19 protein-coding genes are annotated in these 23,968 nt (G+C 61.1%); 1 reads left to right on the plus strand and 18 read right to left on the minus strand.

Annotated elements, in window-relative coordinates; translation table 11 throughout:
- The 6 genes from fabF to DW171_RS01795 are packed head-to-tail and all read right to left on the minus strand — an operon-like array spanning position 1 to position 5,201.
- Entirely contained in the window at positions 1-1,248 is a 1,248-nt protein-coding gene (gene fabF / locus DW171_RS01770) for a beta-ketoacyl-ACP synthase II (RefSeq protein ID WP_118270261.1), read from the minus strand.
- 39 nt (positions 1,249-1,287) lie between these two features.
- Positions 1,288-2,061, minus strand: a complete 774-nt coding sequence (gene fabG, locus DW171_RS01775) for a 3-oxoacyl-[acyl-carrier-protein] reductase (RefSeq protein WP_118270262.1) — start codon at positions 2,059-2,061, stop codon at positions 1,288-1,290.
- A 30-nt stretch (positions 2,062-2,091) separates the two neighbouring features.
- Positions 2,092-3,018, minus strand: a complete 927-nt coding sequence (locus tag DW171_RS01780; protein ID WP_118270263.1) for an ACP S-malonyltransferase — start codon at positions 3,016-3,018, stop codon at positions 2,092-2,094.
- Positions 3,006-3,950: an enoyl-[acyl-carrier-protein] reductase FabK gene (gene fabK, locus DW171_RS01785; protein WP_117563768.1), complete on the minus strand. Its 945-nt coding sequence runs from the start codon at positions 3,948-3,950 to the stop codon at positions 3,006-3,008. Before fabK ends, DW171_RS01780 begins: the two co-directional genes overlap by 13 nt.
- A gap of 2 nt (positions 3,951-3,952) precedes the next feature.
- Complete coding sequence (locus DW171_RS01790) at positions 3,953-4,189, minus strand: acyl carrier protein (RefSeq protein WP_006235019.1); 237 nt, start codon at positions 4,187-4,189, stop codon at positions 3,953-3,955.
- Between the two features lie 52 nt (positions 4,190-4,241).
- Positions 4,242-5,201 (minus strand): 3-oxoacyl-ACP synthase III family protein, encoded by a 960-nt coding sequence (locus DW171_RS01795; RefSeq protein ID WP_117646091.1) that lies wholly within the window; start codon positions 5,199-5,201, stop codon positions 4,242-4,244.
- Positions 5,202-5,375: 174 nt separating this feature from the next.
- On the opposite strand from DW171_RS01795, the gene DW171_RS01800 reads away from it, so the two are divergent.
- Positions 5,376-6,152 carry a biotin--[acetyl-CoA-carboxylase] ligase gene (locus DW171_RS01800; RefSeq protein WP_117635351.1) on the plus strand — a complete coding sequence of 259 codons (777 nt, stop codon included), beginning with the start codon at positions 5,376-5,378 and terminating at the stop codon, positions 6,150-6,152.
- Between the two features lie 116 nt (positions 6,153-6,268).
- On the opposite strand, the gene rpsJ is transcribed toward DW171_RS01800, so the two are convergent.
- From rpsJ to DW171_RS01860, 12 genes are all read right to left on the minus strand, one after another.
- On the minus strand, positions 6,269-6,577 hold the full coding sequence (gene rpsJ, locus DW171_RS01805) for a 30S ribosomal protein S10 (RefSeq protein WP_022094184.1): 309 nt from the start codon (positions 6,575-6,577) through the stop codon (positions 6,269-6,271).
- A 60-nt stretch (positions 6,578-6,637) separates the two neighbouring features.
- The gene (gene fusA, locus DW171_RS01810) at positions 6,638-8,737 is read right to left on the minus strand and encodes an elongation factor G (RefSeq protein WP_022094183.1); all 2,100 of its coding nucleotides are present in this window, start codon (positions 8,735-8,737) and stop codon (positions 6,638-6,640) included.
- A gap of 19 nt (positions 8,738-8,756) precedes the next feature.
- A complete protein-coding gene (gene rpsG, locus DW171_RS01815) occupies positions 8,757-9,230 on the minus strand; it encodes a 30S ribosomal protein S7 (protein ID WP_006235013.1) in 474 nt (157 codons plus the stop codon).
- A gap of 73 nt (positions 9,231-9,303) precedes the next feature.
- The gene (gene rpsL, locus DW171_RS01820; RefSeq protein WP_006235012.1) at positions 9,304-9,681 is read right to left on the minus strand and encodes a 30S ribosomal protein S12; all 378 of its coding nucleotides are present in this window, start codon (positions 9,679-9,681) and stop codon (positions 9,304-9,306) included.
- Between the two features lie 270 nt (positions 9,682-9,951).
- Entirely contained in the window at positions 9,952-11,028 is a 1,077-nt protein-coding gene (locus DW171_RS01825) for a DUF4179 domain-containing protein (RefSeq protein ID WP_118270264.1), read from the minus strand.
- Positions 10,979-11,497: an RNA polymerase sigma factor gene (locus DW171_RS01830; RefSeq protein WP_118270265.1), complete on the minus strand. Its 519-nt coding sequence runs from the start codon at positions 11,495-11,497 to the stop codon at positions 10,979-10,981. Before DW171_RS01830 ends, DW171_RS01825 begins: the two co-directional genes overlap by 50 nt.
- 308 nt (positions 11,498-11,805) lie before the next feature.
- A complete protein-coding gene (locus DW171_RS01835) occupies positions 11,806-16,284 on the minus strand; it encodes a DNA-directed RNA polymerase subunit beta' (protein WP_195644174.1) in 4,479 nt (1,492 codons plus the stop codon).
- 6 nt (positions 16,285-16,290) lie between these two features.
- Positions 16,291-19,719 carry a DNA-directed RNA polymerase subunit beta gene (locus DW171_RS01840; RefSeq protein WP_233503781.1) on the minus strand — a complete coding sequence of 1,143 codons (3,429 nt, stop codon included), beginning with the start codon at positions 19,717-19,719 and terminating at the stop codon, positions 16,291-16,293.
- A gap of 350 nt (positions 19,720-20,069) precedes the next feature.
- On the minus strand, positions 20,070-20,978 hold the full coding sequence (locus tag DW171_RS01845; protein ID WP_117786148.1) for a UTP--glucose-1-phosphate uridylyltransferase: 909 nt from the start codon (positions 20,976-20,978) through the stop codon (positions 20,070-20,072).
- A 314-nt stretch (positions 20,979-21,292) separates the two neighbouring features.
- Positions 21,293-21,670, minus strand: a complete 378-nt coding sequence (rplL, locus tag DW171_RS01850; protein WP_006235005.1) for a 50S ribosomal protein L7/L12 — start codon at positions 21,668-21,670, stop codon at positions 21,293-21,295.
- Between the two features lie 102 nt (positions 21,671-21,772).
- Positions 21,773-22,294, minus strand: coding sequence for a 50S ribosomal protein L10 (gene rplJ / locus DW171_RS01855; RefSeq protein ID WP_055250258.1), 522 nt, complete (start codon positions 22,292-22,294; stop codon positions 21,773-21,775).
- Between the two features lie 506 nt (positions 22,295-22,800).
- Positions 22,801-23,937: a pyridoxal phosphate-dependent aminotransferase gene (locus DW171_RS01860; RefSeq protein ID WP_118270266.1), complete on the minus strand. Its 1,137-nt coding sequence runs from the start codon at positions 23,935-23,937 to the stop codon at positions 22,801-22,803.
- Between the last annotated feature and the right edge of the window lie 31 nt (positions 23,938-23,968).

Raw genomic sequence — 23,968 nt, forward strand, 5'->3', positions numbered from 1 at the left:
CTAGCTCCTCGTATATCTACGCAGCGCGATGGCGGCGTTGTGCCCGCCAAAGCCCAGGTTGGTCGAAAGCGCCCAGGTAAGGTCGGCGCGAACCGCTCGATTAGGCGTGTAATCAAGATCGCAGGCGGGATCGGGCGTGCGGTAGTTAATGGTCGGGGGCACCACGCCCTGCTCGAGCGCCATGGCACAGGCCATGACCTCGATGGCACCCGTGGCACCGATCATGTGCCCGGTCATCGACTTGGTTGACGAGACGTGCGCGGCGCGTGCCGCGTCCTCTCCGAGCGCACGCTTAATGCCCGCCGTCTCGGACGAATCGTTGAGCTTAGTCGAGGTGCCGTGAGCGTTGATGTAGAAGCCCTCGGAAGGCTTGACGTCGCCTTCGGCCACCGCCAGCGATATCGCACGGGCAATGCCGGCAGCCTCGGGATCGGGGCTCGTGATGTGATAGGCATCATCGGTGTTGCCGTAGCCCACGACCTCGGCATAAATGTGCGCGCCGCGCGCCTGCGCATGTTCCATGCTCTCCAGTACGAGCACGCAGGCGCCCTCGCCCATCACAAAGCCGTCGCGATTCGCATCGAACGGACGACAAGCCGTCGCAGGATCGGGATTGGTAGTGAGTGCACGGCAGGACGTAAAGCCCGCAACGGCATCGGGGATGATGGCCGCCTCGGCACCGCCGGCGAGAATCGCATCGGCATAGCCATGCTTGATGGCGCGGAACGCCTCGCCCACGGCATGAGCCGAGGTCGCGCACGCGGTCACCACGGGCAGGGTCGGGCCTTTTGCCTTGTGGCGGATCGCGATATTGCCCGAAGCCATATTGGGAATCATCATCGCAATCATGTAAGGCGATGCGCGGCGGGGCCCACGGTCGGCAATCGTATGGACGTTGTCGACAAGCGTCTGCATGCCGCCCACGCCTGAACCCACGTAGACGCCCAGGCGCTCGCGATCGATGGCGCCTTCGACATCAAAGCCCGCATCGTGCATGGCCTCGTCCGACGCCGCCAGTGCAAACTGAACGCAGGGGTCTAAGTGCTTGGCATCGTGCTTGCCAAAGTAGTCGTTGCCGTCAAAGCCCTTGACCTCGGCCGCCACCTTGACGGCAAACGCATCCGTATCGAAGTGCGTAATCGGGCCGATGCCACAGGTCCCGGCACACATGGCCGCCCAGGTGGCAAGCGCGGTGTTGCCAAGCGGCGACACGGCACCGATGCCGGTGATTGCAACTCTCTGTTCCATCATGCTCTCCTCATTCAAGCCGTTCTTCGGCCCTGGTTTCTACATCGCCATTCCGCCGTCGACGCGCACGACCTCACCCGTAATGTAGGCAGCCGCATCACTCGCCAAAAAGCGCACCACGCCGGCCACTTCCTCGGGGCGTGCCATGCGCTTAAGGGGAATCTGTTCCTCGGTTGCCGTACGCACCTTCTCCGAGAGCTTTGCCGTCATATCTGTCTCGACAAACCCGGGAGCGACCGCATTAACCCTCACGCCGCGGGGCGCAAGCTCGCGTGCCACCGCCTTGGTAAGCCCTATCACGCCCGCCTTGGAGGCAGCGTAGTTGGCTTGCCCGGCATTGCCCATTAGGCCCACGACCGAGCTCATGTTGATGACGCAACCGCCGCGCTGACGCATAAAGGTCTTGGTGAGCGCGCGCGTCGTGTTGAACGTGCCCTTGAGATTGACATCGAGCACGCGGTCGAAGGCATCGTCGCCCATACGCATGAGCAGGCCATCGCGGGTGATGCCGGCGTTGTTGACAAGCGCCCAAATGGAGCCAAAGTCGTTGAGGACCGTCTCCACGCACGCGTTGACGGCATCGGGCTCGGCCACGTCACATTGATATGCGCGCGCCGTGGCGCCAGCCGCCTCGCAGGCTTCGCACGTCTCACGCGCCGCATCGACGCTTCCGGCATAGATGACGGCGATATCAAAGCCGTCCTCCGCCAGGCCCACGGCACAAGCGCGACCGATACCGCGCGAGGCGCCCGTGACCAGCGCCACGCGACGCGAGTCGATGCGCTCGAGCGCGCCGTTGTTCAAGTTGCCCATGTCATTCCTTTCGGGTTACAGCCCTATGGGCTATGCGAGCTCGTTGGCAATAGCTGCGACCTGTTCTGCCGTTTCGCACGAATACACGCGAACGTCGCTCAACGTACGCTTGACCAAGCCGGACAGCGTTTTGCCAGGGCCGACCTCAATAAACGTGTCGATGCCCTGATTCTGCAGAGTATGCAGCGTGTCGACCCAACGAACGGCATGACTCACCTGATTGGCCAAGACATCCGATGCCGCTCGCGGGTCCGCCGGATAGGGCGCCGCCGTCATGTTTGCCATGACCGGAATCAGCAGCGGTGACGGCGCGTGGCCGGCTTGGATATACGTCGCCAGCCCCTCAGTCGCCTCGGCCATATAGGGGCTATGAAATGCGCCCGACACCGCGACTTTCATAGCGCGGCCGCCAGCCTCTTTTACTAGGACGTCGAGCTCCTGCAGCGCCTCGGGCGCTCCGGCAACAACCGTCTGCTGCGGACTGTTGTAGTTGACCGGCCAGCAGTCCTCGCCGGCCTGTTTTGCCAGGTTCTCGACTTGCGCCGCATCGAGCTTGATGACGGCGCGCATGCCGCCCGGATGGCGCTCGGCAGCCGCGGCCATCAGCGCCGCGCGCTCGCACACGAGCTCAAAGCCCGCTCGCGTATCGAACGCCCCCGCAAAGGTGAGCGCGGCGACCTCGCCAAGCGAAAAACCCGCACAGGCGGCAGGTACCACGCCGCGCTCACGCAGGGCGGCAGCCGCTGCCAGATCGTGAACGAACACGCACGGCTGCGTGTTCTCGGTCTGCGAGAGTTCCTCCTTGGAGGCGCTTCGGCACTGCTCACTGGTCCCCGGGCGCACCTCGTCGACAATGGCGAACACCTCGGCGGCCGCCGGCGATGCCTCGATCAGGTCGACGCCCATCGCGGGGTGCTGGGCGCCCTGGCCGGCAAACAGAAACGCTACGCCACCCATGCGCACGCACCCTTCAGGACGTGCTCGGCGCCATCGACTAGGTCGTCAACGATTTCACGTGCACTTTGGCGCTCGTTGACCATGCCGGCAATCTGTCCACACAAAAACGAGCCCTCTTCGTAATTGCCGTCCTTGGCGGCCTTGCGAAGGGCGCCCGTGCCCATGGCCCCGAGCTCCTCGACGCTTACGCCCGCCGCCTCGCTCTTGGCGTAGGCGTTAGTGAAGGGGCTCTTGAGGGCACGCACCGGGTGTCCCGTCGAGCGGCCGGTCGCACGCGTCGAGGTGTCGTTGGCCTTCAGGACCATCTCCTTGTACTGCTCCGATACGGTGCACTCATCTGCGATCAGAAAGCGCGTACCCACCTGCACGCCGGCGGCGCCCAGCATAAAGGCGGCCGCCACGCCGCGGCCATCGGCGATACCGCCAGCCGCAACCACGGGAATATCGACCGCATCGACAACCTGTGGCACCAGTGCCATCGTCGAGGTCTCGCCAATATGGCCGCCTGATTCGGTACCCTCGGCAACCACGGCAGTGGCTCCACGACGCGCCACGAGACGCGCCAGCGCCACCGAGGCAACGACCGGGATGACCTTGATGCCCGCCTCGTTCCACGCCTTCATGTACTTGGTGGGATTGCCGGCACCCGTCACGACGACCGGCACCCGCTCGTCAATCACGACCCGCGCGACCTCGTCGGCAAACGGGCTCATGAGCATGACGTTGACGCCAAAGGGCTTATCCGTCCTGGCGCGCAGCTCATGAATCTGGTCGCGCAGCCAGTTGGCGTCGGCGTTCATGGCCGCGATAATCCCTAAGCCGCCCGCCTCGGACACTGCGGACGCCAGCGAGGCGTCGGCGATCCAGGCCATACCGCCCTGGAACACGGGCTTTTCGATGCCGAGCAGATCGCAGAGAGGAGTCTTGAGCATCTCTACTTCTCCAATGCCGCCTCGACCGTATCGGCGAACTCGCCGACCGTCTTGGGGTTCTCCTCGGTATCGAGCTGGATGCCAAACTCGTCCTCAACGGCGACGAGGATCTCGACGGTGCCCAGACTGTCGAGACCAATCTCCTCGAGCGTGGACTCGGGCTTCATCTCGACGTCGTCAAGACCGGCGGTCTCGCGGATAACATCGCAAACGCGCTCGAAGGTCTTCTGATCTGCCATGGTAGTTCTCCTTTGTTTGTGCCCTAGGGGCGTTTTTATTTCCTATGTGCGACTACTTCCAACGAAGTAGATAGCCACCTATATCCAGACCGGCGCCAAATCCAACGAGGGCGATGGTGTCGCCCGTGTGAAGTGCACCGGCGTTTGCCAGCCGGTCGAGGGCAAGCGGAATGCATGCGCTCGAAATGTTGCCGGTCTCGCGCAGCGTTCGAACCACGCGCTTGTCTGGCACACCGAGGCGCTTGACCGCCTGACTCAGGATTCGTTCGTTAGCCTGATGGAATACAAAATGGTCGATGTCCTCGACCGAAATGCCCGCATCGCTCGCAAGCTTATGGACCGTGTCGCAAATCGCGTTGACGCCGAACTTGAACACGCGGCGGCCATTCATGGACAGCACGCTCTCGCTATCTGCGGAGGCCTTAAACGGCGAGGTGCCGACCAGACCGGGAACGCACAACGTCTCGACGTCGGGCGCCGTCGAAAGCTCAACGGCAAGGGGGCTGTCTCCCCCAGCCTCAATCACCGCGGCGCCTGCCCCATCGCCAAAGAGCACACAGGTGGCGCGGTCGGTCCAGTCGAGCGCGCGCGTCATCTGCTCGGCGGCAACGACAAGCACATGCTTGGCTCGTCCTCGGGCGATATAGCCCTCGGCAACATCGAGCGCAAATACGAAGCCGGCGCAGGCAGCCGAGACATCGAAGGCAGGGCACGTCGCGCCCAGTCGCTCAGCAACGGCACACGCCTCGGCGGGAACAAGGTGGTCACCCGTCGTCGTCGAGCAGACGATCAGATCCAACTGGCTCGCGTCGATTCCGGACACCTGAAGTGCCCGCTCGCTCGCCGCTACGGCAAGGTCGTCAAGTGACTCGGTGGTGCAGACGTGGCGACTCTTAATACCTGTGCGGGTAAAAATCCACTCATCCGAGGTATCGAGGAACTCGGACAGCTCGTCATTGGAAACACTGCGCTTGGGAAGCGCCGAGCCTGTTCCAAGAATCGTGAAACCCATCACTAACCTCCTTTGAGTTGTTGACGCGTTTACATCGACCAAGAGAGGATAGCGCATTTCAGTCGTTGTTAACGTGTTAACATTAAATTGTCCAAATGCGACAAAGGCTTCACATTGTGTCTCTCTCGACACCATTGCGTTATTCACTTATTCATTAAGGAGGTAGCAGCCGTTATGGATGCCAAATTAACGATAGTCGACGTAACCGGATCGACCAACGATGACCTGCTCGAAGCAGGAAAACAGGGAGCGCCGCACGGAACAGGACTTGCCGCCCGGGCTCAGACAGCAGGACGCGGCCGGCGCGGCCACAAGTGGGATTCAACCGCCGGCAACCTATTGCTTTCGATTGTCCTGCGTCCATGCGTTAATCCTGCGAAGTACTCTGGTCTTGCTGCCGTCAGCGGCCTAGCGGTGCTCGAGGCGCTCGAAAAACAGGGTCTTGCAAACGAGATTGGCCTCAAATGGCCCAACGACCTGGTCGCGCGTGGACGCAAACTCGGCGGCATTCTGGTCGAGGCCGCACGCGATAACGAAGGCAAACCTTTCGCCGTCTGTGGCATTGGTGTCAATGTGAACTATGCGCCCCAAGAGGTGCCCGATGGCGGCCTGCCGGCAATCGGTCTCTCGGACCTTAACGAGAACGTTCCAGCTGTCGACATGCTCCTCGATGAGGTCTATCACGCAGTTATAGACGCTATAGATGCCTGGGCAGAACGCCTCAACGCCATGGAAGAAAACACCGGACCGCTCGCGCCCGTCCACGGCGAATATGTCGCTCACCTCAATTGGATTGGAAAGCACGTTATCGCCCGCTCCCCTGCCGGTGACGAGCTGGCGCGAGGCATCTTTAAAACGGTCGATGGCTTTGGTCGTGCGTGCATCGAAACAGAAGACGGCTTGCGATCCTTCCATTTTGAGGAAGCGTCATTGCGCCCCTTGAGTGAGTAGGTCGCCACAGCCAGCCGCTCGGCAGCCTTACCCGGCGATCCAAACCCATCATGCAAAACAAAAGGGCCCCGCTACCGTAACGGCAGCGGGGCCCTTTAAGCTATGAGCGATATCGCTTAGAGCTTGATGTCGATGTCGACGCCAGCGGGGAGGTCGAGACGCATAAGCGAATCAACGGTGCCCGAGGTGGGGTCGAGGATGTCGATGAGGCGCTTGTGGGTGCGCATCTCGAACTGCTCACGGGAGTCCTTGTTCACGTGCGGCGAGCGGATAACCGTGTACAGGTTGCGCTCGGTGGGCAGGGGGACAGGACCGGAAACGCGAGCACCGGTCTTCTGAGCGGTCTCGACGATGAGCTTCGCGGACTGATCGACGACCTCGTGATCATAGCCCTTGAGGCGAATGCGGATCTTCTGGGTAGCCAACTTAAACCTCCAAAGAGTGCGAGAGATGTTCTCGCGGATTACGTAACAGGGAGCTCGAACTTAGGCGTTCTTGCTCATGACCTCGTCCACGATGGACTTGGGCGCGGGCTCATAAGAGTCGAACTGCATCGTGTAGGATGCACGGCCCTGGGTCTGGGAGCGAAGGTCGGTAGCGTAACCGAACATCTCGCCCAGCGGCACCTTGGCACGGATGAGCTTGCTGTTCTTGCGATCCTCCATGCCCTCGATCTTGCCGCGGCGACCGGAGAGGTTGCCCATAACGTCGCCCATGTACTGCTCGGGGGTCTCGACCTCGACAGCCATGATCGGCTCGAGCAGCTGCGGATCGGACTTCTTGAGGGCGTCCTTGATAGCCATGGAACCGGCGATCTTGAAGGCGGCCTCGGAGGAGTCGACCTCGTGGTAAGAACCGTCGAACAGGGTGACCTTGACGTCGAGGACCGGGAAGCCGGCGATAACACCGGTGTTCAGGGCCTCCTGGATGCCCTTGTCGATGGACGGGATGTACTCCTTGGGCACGACGCCGCCGACGATAGCGTTGACGAACTCGTAGCCGAAGCCCTCCTCCATCTTCTCGAGCTTGATGACGGCGTGGCCGTACTGACCGCGACCACCGGACTGACGGACGAACTTGCCCTCAGCCTTCTCGACGTCGTGACCAGCGGTCTCGCGGTAGGCAACCTGGGGCTTACCGACGTTAGCGTCAACCTTGAACTCGCGGAGCAGACGGTCGACGATGATCTCGAGGTGCAGCTCGCCCATGCCGGCGATGATGGTCTGGCCGGTCTCGTGGTTGGTGGACACCTGGAAGGTCGGGTCCTCCTCGGCGAGCTTGGTCAGAGCCAGGGACATCTTGTCCTGCTCGGCCTTGGTCTTGGGCTCGATGGCAACGTCAATAACGGGCTTAGCGAACTCGATCTTCTCGAGGACGATCTCCTTGCCCTCGGCGCACAGGGTGTCACCGGTGGTGGAGTTCTTGAAGCCGACGCAAGCGACGATGTCGCCGGCGGCAGCGTCGTCACGGTCGATACGCTCGGCGGCGTTCATCTCGAGGATGCGGCCGAGACGCTCGCGCTGACCGTTGGAAGCGTTAACAACGTAGGAGCCGGACTCGGCACGGCCGGAGTAAACGCGGACGTAGGTGAGCTTACCGACGAACGGGTCAGTCATGATCTTGAAGACCAGGCCGGAGAAGGGCTCGTCGAAGGAAGGATGACGCTGGATCTCCTCGCCGGTGTCCGGATCGGTACCGGTGACGGCCTCAACGTCGAGCGGGCTGGGCAGGTAGTCGACGACAGCGTCGAGCAGCTCCTGGACGCCCTTGTTCTTGTAGGCGGAACCCACGAAGACGAGGTTGAGCTCGTTGGCCAGAACGCCCTTGCGCAGAGCAGCCTTGAGCTCCTCGACGGTGAAGTCCTCCTCCATGAGGATCTTCTCCATGAGCTCGTCGTCAAAGCTGGCAGCAGCGTCAAGGAGCTCCTCGCGCTTGGTGGCAGCGATGTCGGCAAACTCAGCCGGGATCTCGTCCATCGGCTCGGGGTAGGTCATGCCCTTCTCGTCGGCCTTGAAGTCCCATGCAGTCATGGTAACGAGGTCGATGACGCCCCAGAAGTTGTCCTCGGCGCCCATCGGGACCTGAGCGGCCACGGCGTTAGCGTCGAGACGATCCTTCATGGTCTCGATAGCGTTGAAGAAGTCAGCGCCCACGCGGTCATACTTGTTGATGAAGGCGATGCGGGGGACGTTGAAGGTGGAAGCCTGACGCCAAACGGTCTCAGACTGGGGCTGAACGCCGGCAACGGCGTCGAAGACGGCGACAGCGCCATCGAGGACGCGCAGGCAGCGCTCGACCTCGGCGGTGAAGTCAACGTGGCCCGGGGTGTCGATGATCTGGATGCGGTAGTCCTTACCGTCCTTGTTCCAGAAGCAGGTGGTAGCAGCGGAGGTAATGGTTACGCCGCGCTCCTGCTCCTGAACCATCCAGTCCATGGTGGCAGCGCCCTCATGGACCTCACCGATCTTGTGGGTCTTACCGGTGTAGTAAAGAATACGCTCGGTCGTGGTGGTCTTACCAGCATCGATGTGGGCCATGATGCCGATGTTACGGGTATCGGAAAGCTTGTACTTAGGCTTAGCCATGTTAGTTCCTTACCTTAACTTACCAACGATAGTGAGAGAACGCGCGGTTGGCCTCGGCCATCTTGAAGACGTCCTCACGCTTCTTGACGGAAGCGCCCAGGCCGTTGGAAGCGTCGAGGATCTCGTTGGCGAGACGCTCGGCCATGGTCTTCTCCTTGCGAGCGCGGGAGAAGTTGACGATCCAGCGGATACCCAGAGCGGTGGAACGACGGGAGTTGACCTCCATCGGGACCTGATAGGTAGCGCCACCGACACGCTTGGGCTTAACCTCGAGCGTGGGCTTGACGTTGTCCATAGCCTTCTTGAAGGTAGCGAGAGCGTCGCCACCCTCGGACTTCTCGGCAACGATCTCGAAAGCGGTGTAAACGATGCGCTCAGCGGTGGCCTTCTTGCCGTCAAGAAGGACCTTGTTGATGAGCTGAGTCACCAGGCGGTTGTTGTAAACGGCGTCAGGCTGAACCTCACGACGATTAGCTGCTGCACGACGCGGCATGTGAAATCTCCTTAAGTGTCTACCGTGCGGCCCTTAGGCGGCACACGGCGAAAGTATCAAAACGTTATCTGGCTTATTTAGCCTTGGGGCGCTTAGCACCGTACTTGGAACGGGCCTGCATACGGTTCTGGACCGGAGCAGCGTCGTAGGCGCCACGGATGACGTGATAACGGACACCAGGGAGGTCACGGACACGACCGCCGCGGACGAGCACGATGGAGTGCTCCTGCAGGTTGTGGCCCTCACCCGGGATGTAAGCAGTAACTTCGATGCCGTTGACAAGGCGAACACGGGCAACCTTACGAAGAGCCGAGTTCGGCTTCTTGGGGCTCGTGGTGAAGACGCGGGTGCACACGCCGCGCTTCTGGGAGTTGTGCTGCAGAGCAGCGTTCTTGGACTTCTTGGGCACGGAACGACGGCCCTGGCGAACCAGCTGGTTAATAGTAGGCAAAGCGTACTCCTTCTCGAATGATTCCAGCTTTCTGTAAAGTGCAACGGCTTGAATCGAGGGGTCAGCATCCCCCTACGAAACACGCAGTTCGATAGGATACGTGCCGTTAGCTGTGTCGTCAACAGACCACGCCGCCGGGCGTATCCCAAAATAGCTATATTTCCGCAAAGCCTCCATAAAAGGAATCCCCGCCTGTGCGCAAGTGCCCATTCCAGCCGTCCATGTAACGCAAAAATGGCCGCTTCCCCTAGTGGGAAGCGGCCTCAAGTCTTACGAATAGACGATGGTAAAGGGTACTTCTGTTTCGGTCTCTCCTGTTGATGTGTACCTCATGCCCTCAAGGGTTACCGAGACCACTTGATTGACATTGATCAGCTTTGTCGGAACCGAGATGTTCTCCCCGCTATTGCGCGTCAGCGAAAAATAGGAATTGTACGCGCCTGCAGCATCGTCTTCGATAATCTGCTCCGATCCATCCTTGTAGGTAACGGTCAACTTTTTCGTGACTGCGTCAATGCCCAGATCATCGATGTGCGTCTGGATGGAAAACGGGCTGATCTCGAGAGGCGTGTCATCGGAGCGGAGTTCCTTAGTATCGACGTACGCTCCAACGCTAAACTCGGGTGTCGATGCCTCGAACGGCTTCGCATCCTCTCCTTCGCCCTCGGTCCACGAGATATTCCAGGTGACCGCATGTTGAAAACCTCGCTCGCGATCCATAGAAGCAAAGTACATCGTGCCATTAATGACAGTATCGCTTGATGTGTCCTTATCAATGGTGCAGCGTGTATCAGCCCATTCCTCGCCGAAGTTCATGCTGGGTGTACCGATGCCTTGTTCTTCTTCACCATAGAGAACAAGTTCGCCTGTCTCTGCTGCCGGCTTGTAGTAGTTAACACCATTTGGATTGGACAGCGTAAACGTCACAGCACCGCAGCCGTTTTGGTCGATAGCCATATCATGAATGTCGAGTGTATAGCCGTTGCCCTCGACGGACAGATTGACCTTCTGTACTGAACCCTCCAAGCTTTGGGGCGCGATACCATCACCAAACTCTCTGGTGTAGGTATATTTAGTCCCCGACGAGCCACCTTGAGTCCAGGTAATGGACTCTCCGTTGCCATGGTTTCCCCAGGCAGAGGCAAAATAACTGGAATTGACGACGGCGTAGGCGACCCCTCCGGTCGCCAGCACTCCGGCAAGGCATCCGATTACGGCAACATACAGAGGCTTCGCGTGACCCTTTCGACGAAGCGGCTCACCCGCAGCGGCATTAAGGACACGATCGGCAAGATCGCTATCGGCTTGGACGGACTCGAAGGCCTGTTTGATTTGGTTGGATTTCACGGTCGCCCTCCTCTAGGATGAACTTGAGTTTCGATCTGCCGCGAGCTAAACGCGTTCGAACTGTCGCGGCTGGTACGTGCAGCAACTCGGCAATCTCTGAAGTCGAGAAGCCCAGATAGTAATAGAGCACGATGGGGATACGGAATCGTTCCGGAAGCCGCATGACATCTGACAGGACGGCCTTGGTCTCATCCTGCGCTGTCGAAAGCGACTCGGCCAGGTTCTCAATATCCTCCACACGCCTCCATGGCTTTCGAAAGAGAGATTTGCATTCATTGATCGTGACCCGGATAAGCCATCGACGAAGATGTTCCCAGCTTTCAAATTGCGCATCGCCTTTGAGTAACTTCAGAAAGACGTCTTGAGCAACATCGTCGGCGTCAGCGCGATCGCGCAGATACGTCAAAGCGATCCGGAACACGACATCCCGGTGGTCTTCGACCGCCTGTCTAAATGCTTGTTCTTCCATAATCACCTCCCGGTGACATTGATGGTTCTTGATGAGGCCCTCACCATAGATACGCTTTGACCGAACGGAATGTTTCAAATTCAAGCAGGAAAAACTACCAAAATAAACCTGTCCTTTTTTGCAAGTGATCAACGGAACGCAACAAGTTGAGCATACGCAAGCGAGCGGCCCCCAGAGCGTACAAGGTGGCATGAAAAAGGCAGGGCATTGACCTTTTGGTCATGCCCTGCCTTTTGAATGACAGATTGTAGCTCTGGGGGCCGCGCAGCGACGGAGGTCGCCGCCGTTCGTTAGAACGGCGGAACTAGTTACTCCTCGTCGTTGTCCTTGGCCTCTTCGGCGTCATCGGTGTCCACGAGCTGGTTGAGCAGCTCGTCGAGGGAAGCCATGTCCTCGTTGATGGCGCCGTTGGCGGGAGCCTTCTTGTCGTCGATCGGAGCGCCCAGGAGCTCCTCGTCGGCGTCGGCGTGATGCGTCGGCGTGGCGGAGGTGCCCAGCAGGATGTCGTCCGGACCGTCGGGGCTAAAGACCATCTGCAGCAGCTGCGAGAGGTCTTCCTCGTCGGCAACGTCGTCGTTGTTCTCGAGGATGTAGAGCAGGTCGTGGGCCTCCAGGCCGTCACGGAGCTCCTCGATCGCCTTGGCACCGATACCATCGATACGCAGCAGATCCTCCTCGGACTTGCCGACCAGGTCGCCGACCGTCTCGATGCCGACCTCGCTGAACTTGTTGGTCCAGCGCTGCGACACGCCCAGGTCGTCGAACAGGTACAGGCGAGCCTTCTCGGCAGAGATGGTGTGGCCGTTGCGGGTGAACGAACCGTCAGCACCACCGAACTCGTCGTAGCCGGCCCAGTCGAGCTGCTGCGGGAGCTGCTCGTCCAGATCCTTGAGCTCCACAGGAGCCCACTCGGGCAGCGACTTGGCGTTGGGCGAAGCCGGGCCGTCGATGTCCACGTAGCCGTCGGCCGTGCGATACGTCAGCTTGGCGTTGGCGTACGGCTTGAGGCCGGTACCAGCCGGGATCTTCTTACCGACGATGACGTTGGACTTAAGGTCGAGCAGGTGGTCGACCTTGCCCTCGATGGCAGCCTCGGTAAGGACGCCGGCGGTACGGATGAACGAAGCGCTCGACAGCCAGGAGTCGATGTTGGACGCGACCTTGAGCGTACCCAGGATGACGGGCTCGGCCACGGGAGCCTGACCGCCCAGACGGGCAACGCGCTCAACCTCGTCGGCGAACTCGTAGCGGTCGACGTACTGACCAAGCAGGTACTTGGAGTCGCCGGGGTTGGTGATCTGAACGCGACGCAGCATCTGACGTGCGAGCACCTCGATGTGCTTGTCGTTCAGGTCAACGCCCTGGCTGGTGTAGACGTCCTTAACGCTCTCGACGAAGGTGTGCATCGTCGACTCGATGTCGGTCAGCTTGCGCAGGTTGCGGAAGTTGACGAAGCCCTTGGTGATCTGGTCGCCAGCGCGAACCTCGCAGCCGTCCTCGATCTCGGGCATGAAGCGCACCGAAGCGGGGACGCGACGCTCGTCGAGGACACGGGTGTGATCCTCGGAGTCGGTGAGCGTCAGCACGTACTCGGACTTCTCGGGCTTAATCGAGAGGTGACCAGAGTACGGAGCCAGCTCGGCCTCGCGACCCAGGATCTTCTCGTTGACGTTGCCGACGATATCGAACATACGGCTGACCGTAGGCAGACCCTGCGTAATATCGTCGACGCCAGCGACGCCGCCGGAGTGAATGGTACGCATCGTAAGCTGCGTACCGGGCTCGCCGATGGACTGGGCGGCAATAATGCCGACCGCGGTACCGATGGCGACCGGACGACGGGTGGAAAGATCCCAGCCGTAGCACTTCTGGCACACGCCGTACTTGGAGCGGCAGGTGAGCAGCGCGCGAAGCTTGACCTTCTTAAGGCCGGCATCGACCATCTTCTGGATGTCGGCGACCTTCTCGATGTAGCCGTCCTGCTCAAAGAGCACGGTGCCATCGGGGGCCACGACGTCCTCGATGAAGCAACGGCCGACGAGGTCGGTGTTGAGGTCGGTGGTGCCGGGGATGATGAGGTTGTAGGTGACGCCCTCGTGCGTACCGCAGTCCTCCTCGCGGACGATGACGTCCTGGGCCACGTCGACCAGACGACGGGTCAGGTAACCAGAGTCCGAGGTGTGGGATGCGGTATCGACCAGGCCCTTACGGGCGCCGTAGGTCGAAATGAAGTACTCGAGCGGCAGCAGGCCCTCGCGGAAGTTCGCCTTAATGGGAAGGTCGATCGTCTCGCCGGACATGTCTGCCATCAGGCCACGCATGCCGCCGAGCTGACGCAGCTGGGTCTTAGAACCACGGGCGCCGGAGTCGGCCATCATGTAGAGCGGGTTCTCCTCGTCGAACAAGTCGAGCATGAGCGCTGCGACCTTATCGGTACAAGCGGTCCACTCGTTAACGACTTCGATGTGGCGCTCCGTCTCGTTGATGAAGCCCTCCTCGAAGTACTCGTTGATCTGGTCGACGTTGGCCTGGGCGCGATCGAGCAGCTCCTGCTTCTCGGCAGGGATGAGAGCGTCCCACACCGAGATGGTGAGGCCGGCGCGGGTAGCGTAGTGGAAGCCGGAGTACTTGATGGCGTCGAGGATCGGACCGACCTTGGCCTCGGGGTAACGATCGCAGCAGTCCGCAACCAGCTTGGCCACGTCGCCCTTGACCATCTTGTAGTTCATGAACTCATAGTCTTCGGGCAGGCACTGGCGGTTGAAGATGATGCGGCCGATAGAGGTCTCGAAGCGCGCGGTCTTGTTGCCGGTGACGTCGTAGTCGACAAACTCGTTCTTGCCGTTCTTGACGCGGAAGATACGGGTGCCGTCCTCGTTGATGACATTGGCGTCGGCAGCGGACACGCGGACCTGAATCTTGGCCTGCATGTCGACCTCGGAGCGGCAGTCATAGGCGTGCAGCGCGTCGTCGAAGCTGGCGAACACGTGGTTCTCGCCCGGCAGACCGTCGCGGACCTGGGTCAGGTAGTACACACCGATGATCATGTCCTGCGAGGGGATGTTAACCGGCTTGCCGGATGCCGGCGAGCGCAGGTTGTTCGCAGAGAGCATAAGCACGCGAGCCTCGGCCTGAGCCTGGCTGGACAGCGGCACATGGACAGACATCTGGTCGCCGTCGAAGTCGGCGTTGAAGGGCGAGCAGACCAGCGGATGCAGGTGGATAGCCTTGCCCTCGACCAGCACCGGCTCAAAGGCCTGGATGGACAGACGGTGCAGGGTCGGTGCACGGTTGAGCAGCACGACGCGGCCGTCGATGACCTCTTCGAGGATATCCCACACAAAGGTGGCACCGCGGTCGATAGCGCGCTTGGCGCCCTTGATGTTCTCGACCTTGCCGAGCTCGACCAGGCGCTTCATGACGAAGGGCTTGAAGAGCTCCAGCGCCATGGTCTTGGGCAGACCGCACTGGTGCAGCAGCAGCTTGGGGTCGGTAACGATAACCGAACGGCCGGAGTAGTCGACACGCTTGCCCAGCAGGTTCTGACGGAAACGACCCTGCTTGCCCTTGAGGGCCTCGGCGAGCGACTTGAGCGGGCGACCGCCACGGCCAGAGACCGGGCGACCACGGCGGCCGTTGTCGAACAGGGCGTCCACAGACTCCTGGAGCATGCGCTTCTCGTTGTTCACGATGATCGCAGGGGCGTCCAGGTCGAGCAGGCGCTTGAGTCGGTTGTTACGGTTGATCACGCGACGATACAGGTCGTTGAGGTCGGACGCGGCAAAGCGACCGCCGTCGAGCTGGACCATCGGGCGCAGATCGGGCGGAATGACCGGGATGACATCCAGGATCATGTTCGCGGGGCTGTTGCCACCCTTCAGGAAGGCGTCAACGACCTCGAGGCGCTTGACGGCCTTCTCGCGCTTCTGCTTCTGGGAATCCTCGTCGGCAATGATGGCCTTGAGCTTCTCGGCCTCGGAAGGAAGGTCGATGGCAGCGAGCAGGTCGCGGACGGCCTCGGCACCCATGCCACCCTTGAAGTACATGGAGTAGTAGCGGGTCATCTCGCGGAACAGCGGCTCATCGGAGATGAGGTCGCGCTCGGTGAGCTTCATGAAGGCGTTGAAGGCGTCCGTGCGGAGCTGCTTCTCGTCCTTGCACTCTTCCTCGATGTCGACGATGCCAGAGGCGATCTCCTCGGGGGTCAGCGGCTCCTCGTCGGAGAACTCGTCAAAGTTCTCGGGGTCGCCCTGCTCCTTGAGGGACTCGATCTGGCGGGCGCACTCGGCATCGATCTCTTCCAGATCGGCGGCGAGCTCCTCGCGCAGGTCGTCAGCGTCGGCCTCGCGAGCCTCGTAGTCAACCTCGGTGATGATGTAGCTGGCAAAGTACAGAACCTTCTCGAGGTCCTTGGACTTGATGTCGAGCATACGGCTCATCGGGAAGCTCGTGGGGCTCTTGAAGTACCAGATGTGGGACACGGGAGCGGCGAGCTCGATGTGGCCCATGCGGTCGCGACGCACCTTGGCCGAGGTGACCTCGACGCCGCAGCGCTCGCAGACGATGCCCTTAAAGCGGATGCCCTTGTACTTGCCGCAGGAGCACTCCCAGTCCTTGGCGGGACCGAAGATCTTCTCGCAGAACAGGCCGTCCTTCTCGGGCTTGAGGGTACGGTAATTGATGGTCTCCGGCTTCTTGACCTCACCGTGCGACCAGGAACGGATCTGGTCGGCGGAGGCAAGGGAGATCTTTACCGAGTCAAAATCAGTAGCTTCGAAATCTGCCACAGTCAACTACTCCTTATCAGTGGTCGTGGCGGCGACAGCCTCGGGTGCCTCGGCGGTCTCGGCATCCTCGGCCTCGACGTCGGTGTCAACGCCGGCGAGCGCAGCCAGGTCGTCGAGAGCAGAGGTCTCCTCGGCGGTCACAGGGGCGGAGGCGTCCTCGTCGGCATCGTGCATGGGCTCGATGTCCAGCGCGAGGGAGCGGATCTCCTTGACGAGAACCTTGAAGGACTCGGGGATACCCGGGACAGGAACGTTCTCGCCCTTGACGATGGACTCGTAGGTCTTGACGCGGCCCACGGTATCGTCGGACTTGACGGTCAGGATCTCCTGCAGGACGTTGGAAGCGCCGTAAGCGTACAGTGCCCAAACTTCCATCTCGCCGAAGCGCTGGCCGCCGAACTGGGCCTTGCCGCCCAGAGGCTGCTGGGTAACCAGGCTGTAAGGGCCAGTCGAACGGGCGTGGATCTTGTCGTCGACCATGTGGCCGAGCTTGAGGATGTAGGACGTACCCACGGTAATGGGCTCGCGGAACTCCTCGCCGGTACGGCCGTCGAACAGACGGGTCTTGCCGCGCTCGTCAAGCTGGGTGACGAACTCGGGGCGCATGTGATCGCCAAAGGCAGCGGTGGCCTTGTTGAGCATGTTCTTGTTGGCACGACGGATGACCTCGGCGATCTCGTCCTCCTTGGCGCCGTCGAAGACGGGCGTCGCGGTGAAGAACGGACCGGGGACGTACTTGTCGGAGTCGGCCTGCTCGGTATCCCAACCGCAGGCAGCAGCCCAGCCAAGGTGGCACTCGAGCAGCTGGCCGACGTTCATACGCGAAGGAACGCCCAGCGGGTTGAGGATAACGTCGATCGGGGTACCGTCAGCCATGTAGGGCATGTCCTCGACCGGCAGAACGTTACAGATAACACCCTTGTTGCCGTGGCGGCCGGCGATCTTATCGCCCTGCTGGATCTTACGACGCTGGGCGACGTAGACGCGCACCTGCTCGTTGACGCCGGGGGCCAGGTCGTCGCCGTTCTCGCGGCTAAAGCGGACGACGTCGATGACGCGGCCGTAAGCGCCGTGAGGCATCTTAAGGGAGGTGTCACGGACATCGTGGGCCTTGGCACCGAAGATGGCGCGCAGCAGGCGCTCCTCGGCGGTCAGAGCGCTCTCGCCCTTAGGCGTGACCTTACCGACCAGGATGTCGCCAGGGCCGACCTCGGCGCCGATGCGGATGATGCCGTCCTCGTCGAGGTTGGCAAGCATGTCCTCGGAGAGGTTCGGGATCTCGCGGGTGATCTCCTCGGGGCCGAGCTTGGTGTCGCGGGCGTCGATCTCGTGACGGGTGATGTTGATGGTCGTCAGCAGGTCCTCGGCCACCAGGCGCTCGGACACGACGATACCGTCCTCGTAGTTAAAGCCTTCCCACGGCATGTAGGCCACGGTGAGGTTCTGGCCCAGTGCGAGCTCGCCGTGATCGGTCGAAGGACCGTCGGCCAGGGGCTCGCCCTGCTCAACGGTGTCACCGACGCGCACGAGCGGACGGTGGTTGATGCAGGTGGACTGGTTGGAGCGCTGGTACTTGGCCAGGTGATACTCGTCCATGCCGCCGGCATGCTTGACGATGATCTTGGCGGCGTCGGCAAAGATGACCTCGCCGGCGTTCTTGGCCAGGGTGACCTCGCCGGAGTCCAGAGCGGCGCGACGCTCCATGCCGGTACCGACATAGGGAGCGGCGGGGTGAACCAGCGGCACGGCCTGACGCTGCATGTTAGCGCCCATCAGCGTACGCTTGGCGTCGTCGTGCTCAAGGAACGGAATCAGCGTGGCTGCGACGGACAGCATCTGACGCGGCGAGACATCCATGTAGTCGACGTCCTCGACAGGCACGTCGGCGGGAGCGCCGAAGGAGCCGTCGAAGTCGCGGGTACGGGCGATCACGGTGTGCGGACGGACGATCTTGCCCTCGGCATCGGTCGTGATGAACTCGTTGGTCTTGGGATCGAGCGGCGTGTTGGCCGGCGCGATGACGTGCTTCTCTTCCTCGTCAGCGGTCATCCAGTCGATCTGGTCGGTGGCAACGCCGTTCTCGACGCGACGGAACGGGGCCTCGATGAAGCCATACTCGTTGACGCGGGCGTAGAGGGCGAGCGAGCCGATCAGGCCGATGTTGGGGCCTTCGGGGGTCTCGATCGGGCACATGCGGCTGTAGTGCGAGTTGTGAACGTCGCGGACGGCCGTCGGCACGTTGGTGCGGCGGCTGGAGCCGGACTTGTGGCCGGCAAGACCACCAGGGCCGAGTGCGGACAGACGGCGCTTGTGGGTCAGACCGGTCAGGGGGTTCGCCTGGTCCATGAACTGCGAGAGCTGCGAGGAACCGAAGAACTCCTTGATGGAGGCCACGATCGGGCGGATGTTGATGAGCGACTGCGGGGTGATCTCGTCGATGTCCTGGGAGCTCATGCGCTCACGGACGACGCGCTCCATACGGCTCATGCCGATACGGAACTGGTTGGCGACGAGCTCGCCGACGGTGCGGATGCGGCGGTTGCCGAAGTGGTCGATGTCGTCGACCTTGAAGCCCTGCTCGCCGGCAGCGAGGGACAGGAGGTAGCGCAGCGTCGCGACGATATCCTCGTCGGTGAGCACCGTGACCTCTTCTTCGGTGGTGAGGTTGAGTTTCTTGTTGACCTTGTAACGACCGACGCGGGCCAGATCGTAGCGCTGCGGGTTAAAGAGCAGGCCCTCGAGCAGGCTGCGGGAAGCGTCCACGGTGGGAGGCTCGCCCGGGCGCAGGCGACGGTAGATCTCGATGAGGGCGTCCTCGCGGGTAAGGGCGGTGTCGCGCTCCAGGGTGCGCTTGATCACATCGGAGTTGCCGAGCAGCTCGATGATGTCGTCGTTGGTGACGGCGATGCCAAGGGCGCGCAGGAACATCGTGGCGCTCTGCTTGCGCTTACGGTCGATGGAGACCATGAGCTGGTCGCGCTTGTCGACCTCAAACTCAAGCCAGGCACCGCGGGACGGGATGATCTGGGCCTTGTAGATCTGCTTGCCCGAATCCATCTCGGAGCTGTAGTACACGCCCGGGGAGCGGACGAGCTGCGAGACGACGATACGCTCGGTACCGTTGATGATGAAGGTGCCCTGATCGGTCATCATGGGGAAGTCTCCCATGAAAACGAGCTGCTCCTTGATCTCGCCGGTCTCCTTGTTGGTGAGACGGACGTCGGTCAGAAGCGGAGCCTGATAGGTCATATCCTTCTCGCGGCACTCCTCGACGGTGTGCGCGGGGTCGCCGAACTGATGCTCGCCGAAGGTAACCTCGAGAACATGGTTCTGGCTCTGGATGGGGCTGGATTCCTTGAACGCCTCACGAAGGCCCTCGTCCTTAAAACGCTCAAAGGATTCCCTTTGAACAGAGATAAGGTTGGGGAGCTCCATGGCCTCCGGGATTTTCCCGAAGCTGACGCGCTTGCGCTCAGTGGCAGTGTATGCGTAGGTCACCAGGTTTTTCCTCCTTCACGGAAATGCTCGGTGGGTTGGCGAGGCATAGCTTCGCCAGTTATCGCAACCTAATAGTTTATCAGGTACCGACCGTTGGGCAAGAAAAGCCTTGACGCGATTGAGTTTTTGGAGTAGCAAAGTTTTTCGGCAGAAAATATGCAGGTAGATGTATGTGTATCGAACATCTGTTCATATATTTTCTGTGAACAGAGAGCCAGCAATCGCAGCTCTTATAAAAAACGGGCGCGAACCGAGGTCCACGCCCGTAAATGTCGGTGCCCGAAGGCTTACTTGCGCATCAATCCGCCGCGCTCGTCGATGGCGTCCCAGAAGGCATCGGCAAAGCGGGGGTCGTTTGCAGCCATGAGGGCGTTAGTGGCCATCCAACCAGAGGGAGTGCCAGTGTCGTAGCCCGACAGCGGGTCGATGACGACGGCGTACATGGCCTCGCGGTCGAGCGAACGGGCCATGGCGTCGGTGAGCTGGATCTCGCCGCCCTTGCCGGCCTGCTGATCTGCCAGCAAGTCCATGACCAGCGGGCTCAGCAGGTAGCGACCGACGATGTACAGGTTGGACGGAGCCGCCTCGGGAGCGGGCTTCTCAACCAGACCGCCGATACGCCAGACAGCGCCCGGCTCGGCATCGGCAACGCCCTCGGCGCCCTCGAGCGAACCGACGCGCTCGCCGGCGATAACGCCGTAGCGGCTGACTTCCTCGGGCGAGCAAGCAGCGACGGCGATAACCGAAGCGCCACCGTGCTCCTTGGAAACGGCGAGCATCTTGTCGCAGATATCGCGGTTAGGCACAACGTAGTCGCCCAGAAGAACCAGGAAGTTCTCCCCTGCCACGGCGTCGGCAGCAGAGCGAATAGCATGGCCGAGGCCCTTGGGCTCGTACTGATAACGGAAGTCGACCGGCATACCGCCAGCGTGGGCGACGGCATCGGCATAGGCGTTCTTGCCGCGCTCGCGCAGCAGGTTCTCGAGCGAGCGATCGGGCTGGAAGTAGTTCAGTAGCTCGGGCTTACCGGGAGAAGTAACGATGATGGCATCGTCGACCTCCTCGGGCTCGAGCGCCTCCTCGACGACGTACTGAATGACGGGCTTGTCGAGCACCGGCAGCATCTCTTTGGGCGTGCACTTGGTGCCAGGCAGAAAACGCGTGCCAAGACCGGCGGCGGGGATGATTGCCTTCATGTTATTCAAAGATCCTTTCGCAGGCGCAAAAGCGCCCCATGCGTGCGGCACACAGCCGCAGACCAAATTGCGATACTCAAGCATCTTACCGCTGGAACTATATGTCGCTACAAGGCAGAGACAATTCTTCAGCAGGTCAACGCAAATTATTGCTCGAATGGTGCAATTTTATTGCCCAACGGCAGGGCACCCGATACGACCCAAATCACAGAACATGGCAGTTTGAGCAACCGATGCCGAGGGACCGATAAACAAAAAAGACGGGGCTCGCAATGCGAACCCCGTCTGCAAAGGAATCTGGCGAGAAAGCCTGATTACTTGAGGGTGACAGCAGCGCCAGCAGCCTCGAGCTTCTCCTTGGCAGCCTCGGCGTCCTCCTTCTTGGCACCCTCGAGAACAGCCTTGGGAGCGCCCTCGACGACCTCCTTGGCCTCCTTCAGGCCAAGGTTGGTGAGCTCACGGACGGCCTTGATGACCTGGATCTTGTTGTCGCCGAAGCCCTCGAGCACGACGTCAAACTCGGTCTTCTCCTCGGCCTCAGCAGCGCCAGCAGCGGGAGCGGCGACAACAGCAGCAGGAGCAGCGGCGGAAACGCCGAAGGTGTCCTCGATAGCCTTGACGAGCTCGGAAGCCTCGAGAAGGGTCATTTCCTTAAGAGCATCGATGATCTCATCGGTGGTAAGCTTAGCCATTTCTAAGTCCTTTCGGTTTCCGTGCGGATGCACGGAGATCAGTTAAAACACGGCGCGAATGCGCCAGGGGTGCGGCGTTGCCGCCGCGGGTGAAAACAGCAACTAGGCTGCCTTCTGCTCGGAGACCTGCTGGATCGAACGAGCGAGACCAGAGGAAACGCCGTTGACGCAGACAGCGATGTCGCGAGCGAAACCGGAGATGAGACCGGCGATCTGGCCGAGAAGCTGATCCTTGGTGGGCAGCTCGGCGATAGCCTTAACATCATCAGCGGAAACGGCCTTGCCGTCGGAGATACCGCCCTTGATCTCAAGGACGCCCTTGGACTTAGCAGAGAAGTCCTTAAGGGCCTTAGCGGCCTCGACCGGCTCGGTCTCGTAGAACACATAAGCGACGGGGCCGGCGAGGATCTCGTCGATCTCGGGCTGCTCCTGGTTCTTGAGAGCGATCTTGACCAGGTTGTTCTTGTAGACCTTCATCTCGGCGCCGCACTCGCGAAGCTGATGACGCAGCTCCTGAGCCTGCTTAACCGTCAGACCGTTGTAGTTGACGACGAACAGACCGGCGTTCTCGGCGATACGGGACTCGATCTCTGCAACCTTGTCGATTTTGTACTGCTGGGGCATGAATTACACCTCCTCGAATTCTTTCCGGGCACGGTCCGCCACAAGGACGTGACGGGGGCATGTCCAAAAAGAAAGCCCCCGCGCTGCATGAGCGACGGGGGCGAGAAGACATATCTACTCGACCACCTCGGCTGGCGGGATATCCCATTAAGCTCGCGGGCGATGCCCGTTTGCACCGGCTGTCTCTGGCAGCGGATTCGTGCGTGAACCGAAAGTATTATGGCGGGGACCCCGGCGTCGGTCAACGGGAAACCGGGCTGCACACAATTCCACCATCCGGCCGCGCCGCCGAAGGCCAGGCGCAAGGTTTTCGCTCGGTCAGGTCCTGGGCTCGCACGAAGAGCACATTAAGTGCTCTTCGGCTCGTGCGGAATCTACGAAAACCTTGCGCCTGGCCTTCGGCGGCGCGGCCTGCGGTGACTTTGGGGCAGCCCGGTTTCCCGTTGGCCGGCACCCCCACTCATAAGCCTTAAGTCGGTGGGCTGATGATTTTGGGTCCCGTTGGGCTACAGAGTTGAAACGAAGGTGGACAGGCGGCGGAGACCTTCGTCCAAATCCTTGTCGGAGACGCAGTAGCTGAGGCGGATGTGGCCTTCGGTGCCGAAGCAGTCGCCCGGGACTAGGGCTACGTTGGCCTCTTTGATGGCTTTGATGCAGAAGTCTTCGCTGGTTAGGCCGAACTTTTTGATGCTCGGGAAAGTGTAGAAGGCTCCTGCGGGCTCTACTACGTCGAGGCCCATGGCGTTTAAGGCTGCGAGTACGCGTTCGCGGCGGGCTCGGTAGACTTTGAGCATGGGGGTTGGGTCGACGGTCAGGGCTCGGGCTGCGGCGTCCATTTCGAAGGAGACAGCACTCGATACTAAGTATTGGTGAGCCTTTGCGATCTCGGCGATGACGGGGGCTGCCGCTGCGAGCCAGCCCAAGCGCCAGCCGGTCATGGCCCAGGGCTTGGAGAAGCTCTCGATGACGACCGTCTGCTCACGCAGCTCCGGGTGGCGCTGGGCAAAGCGCTCGTAGCCATCCACATAGACCAGACGGTTGTATACGTCGTCGCAGACTACGTAGATGCCCGCCTGCTCTGCCACGCGCGCCACGGCGTCGAGCGATGCCGTGTCGAGGATGCAACCCGTGGGATTGTTGGGCGAGCAGATGACGATGGCCTTGGTCGCCGGCGTCACGCAGGCGCGAAGCGCGTCCTCGTCAATCTGAAATTGCGCAGGCTCCGTATCCAGAAAGACCGCCTTGGCGTGGTTGGCCACGACGATGCTTTCGTACAGGCCAAAGGCCGGCGTGGGGATGACGACCTCGTCGCCGGGGTTGAGCATAGCCATAAATGTTGCCGACAGGGCCTCGGTCGCACCGTCGGTCAGGACGACCTCGTCGGCCGAAAACGCAAGGCCCGCTTCGCCCATATATGCGGATAGCGCCTCGCGCAGGGCGGGGCGACCGTTGTTGGGCGGATAGTGCGTGTCACCGCGGTCCAGTGCGGCGGTTACCTCGGCGCTAATCACGTCGGGCGTGGGAAAATCAGGCTCGCCAAGCGCAAGCGCGATGCATCCTGGGTGCTGGGCGGCGAGCGCGTTAATCCGACGGATGCCGGAGGGCTTAAGCGTGGCAAGCGAGGTGTTCATAGGCAGACGCATGGCGTTCCTTTCGTAAGGGTTGCACTAGGAT

It is taken from the genome of Collinsella sp. AM15-2, from assembly GCF_003471985.1.
Taxonomy (GTDB): domain Bacteria; phylum Actinomycetota; class Coriobacteriia; order Coriobacteriales; family Coriobacteriaceae; genus Collinsella.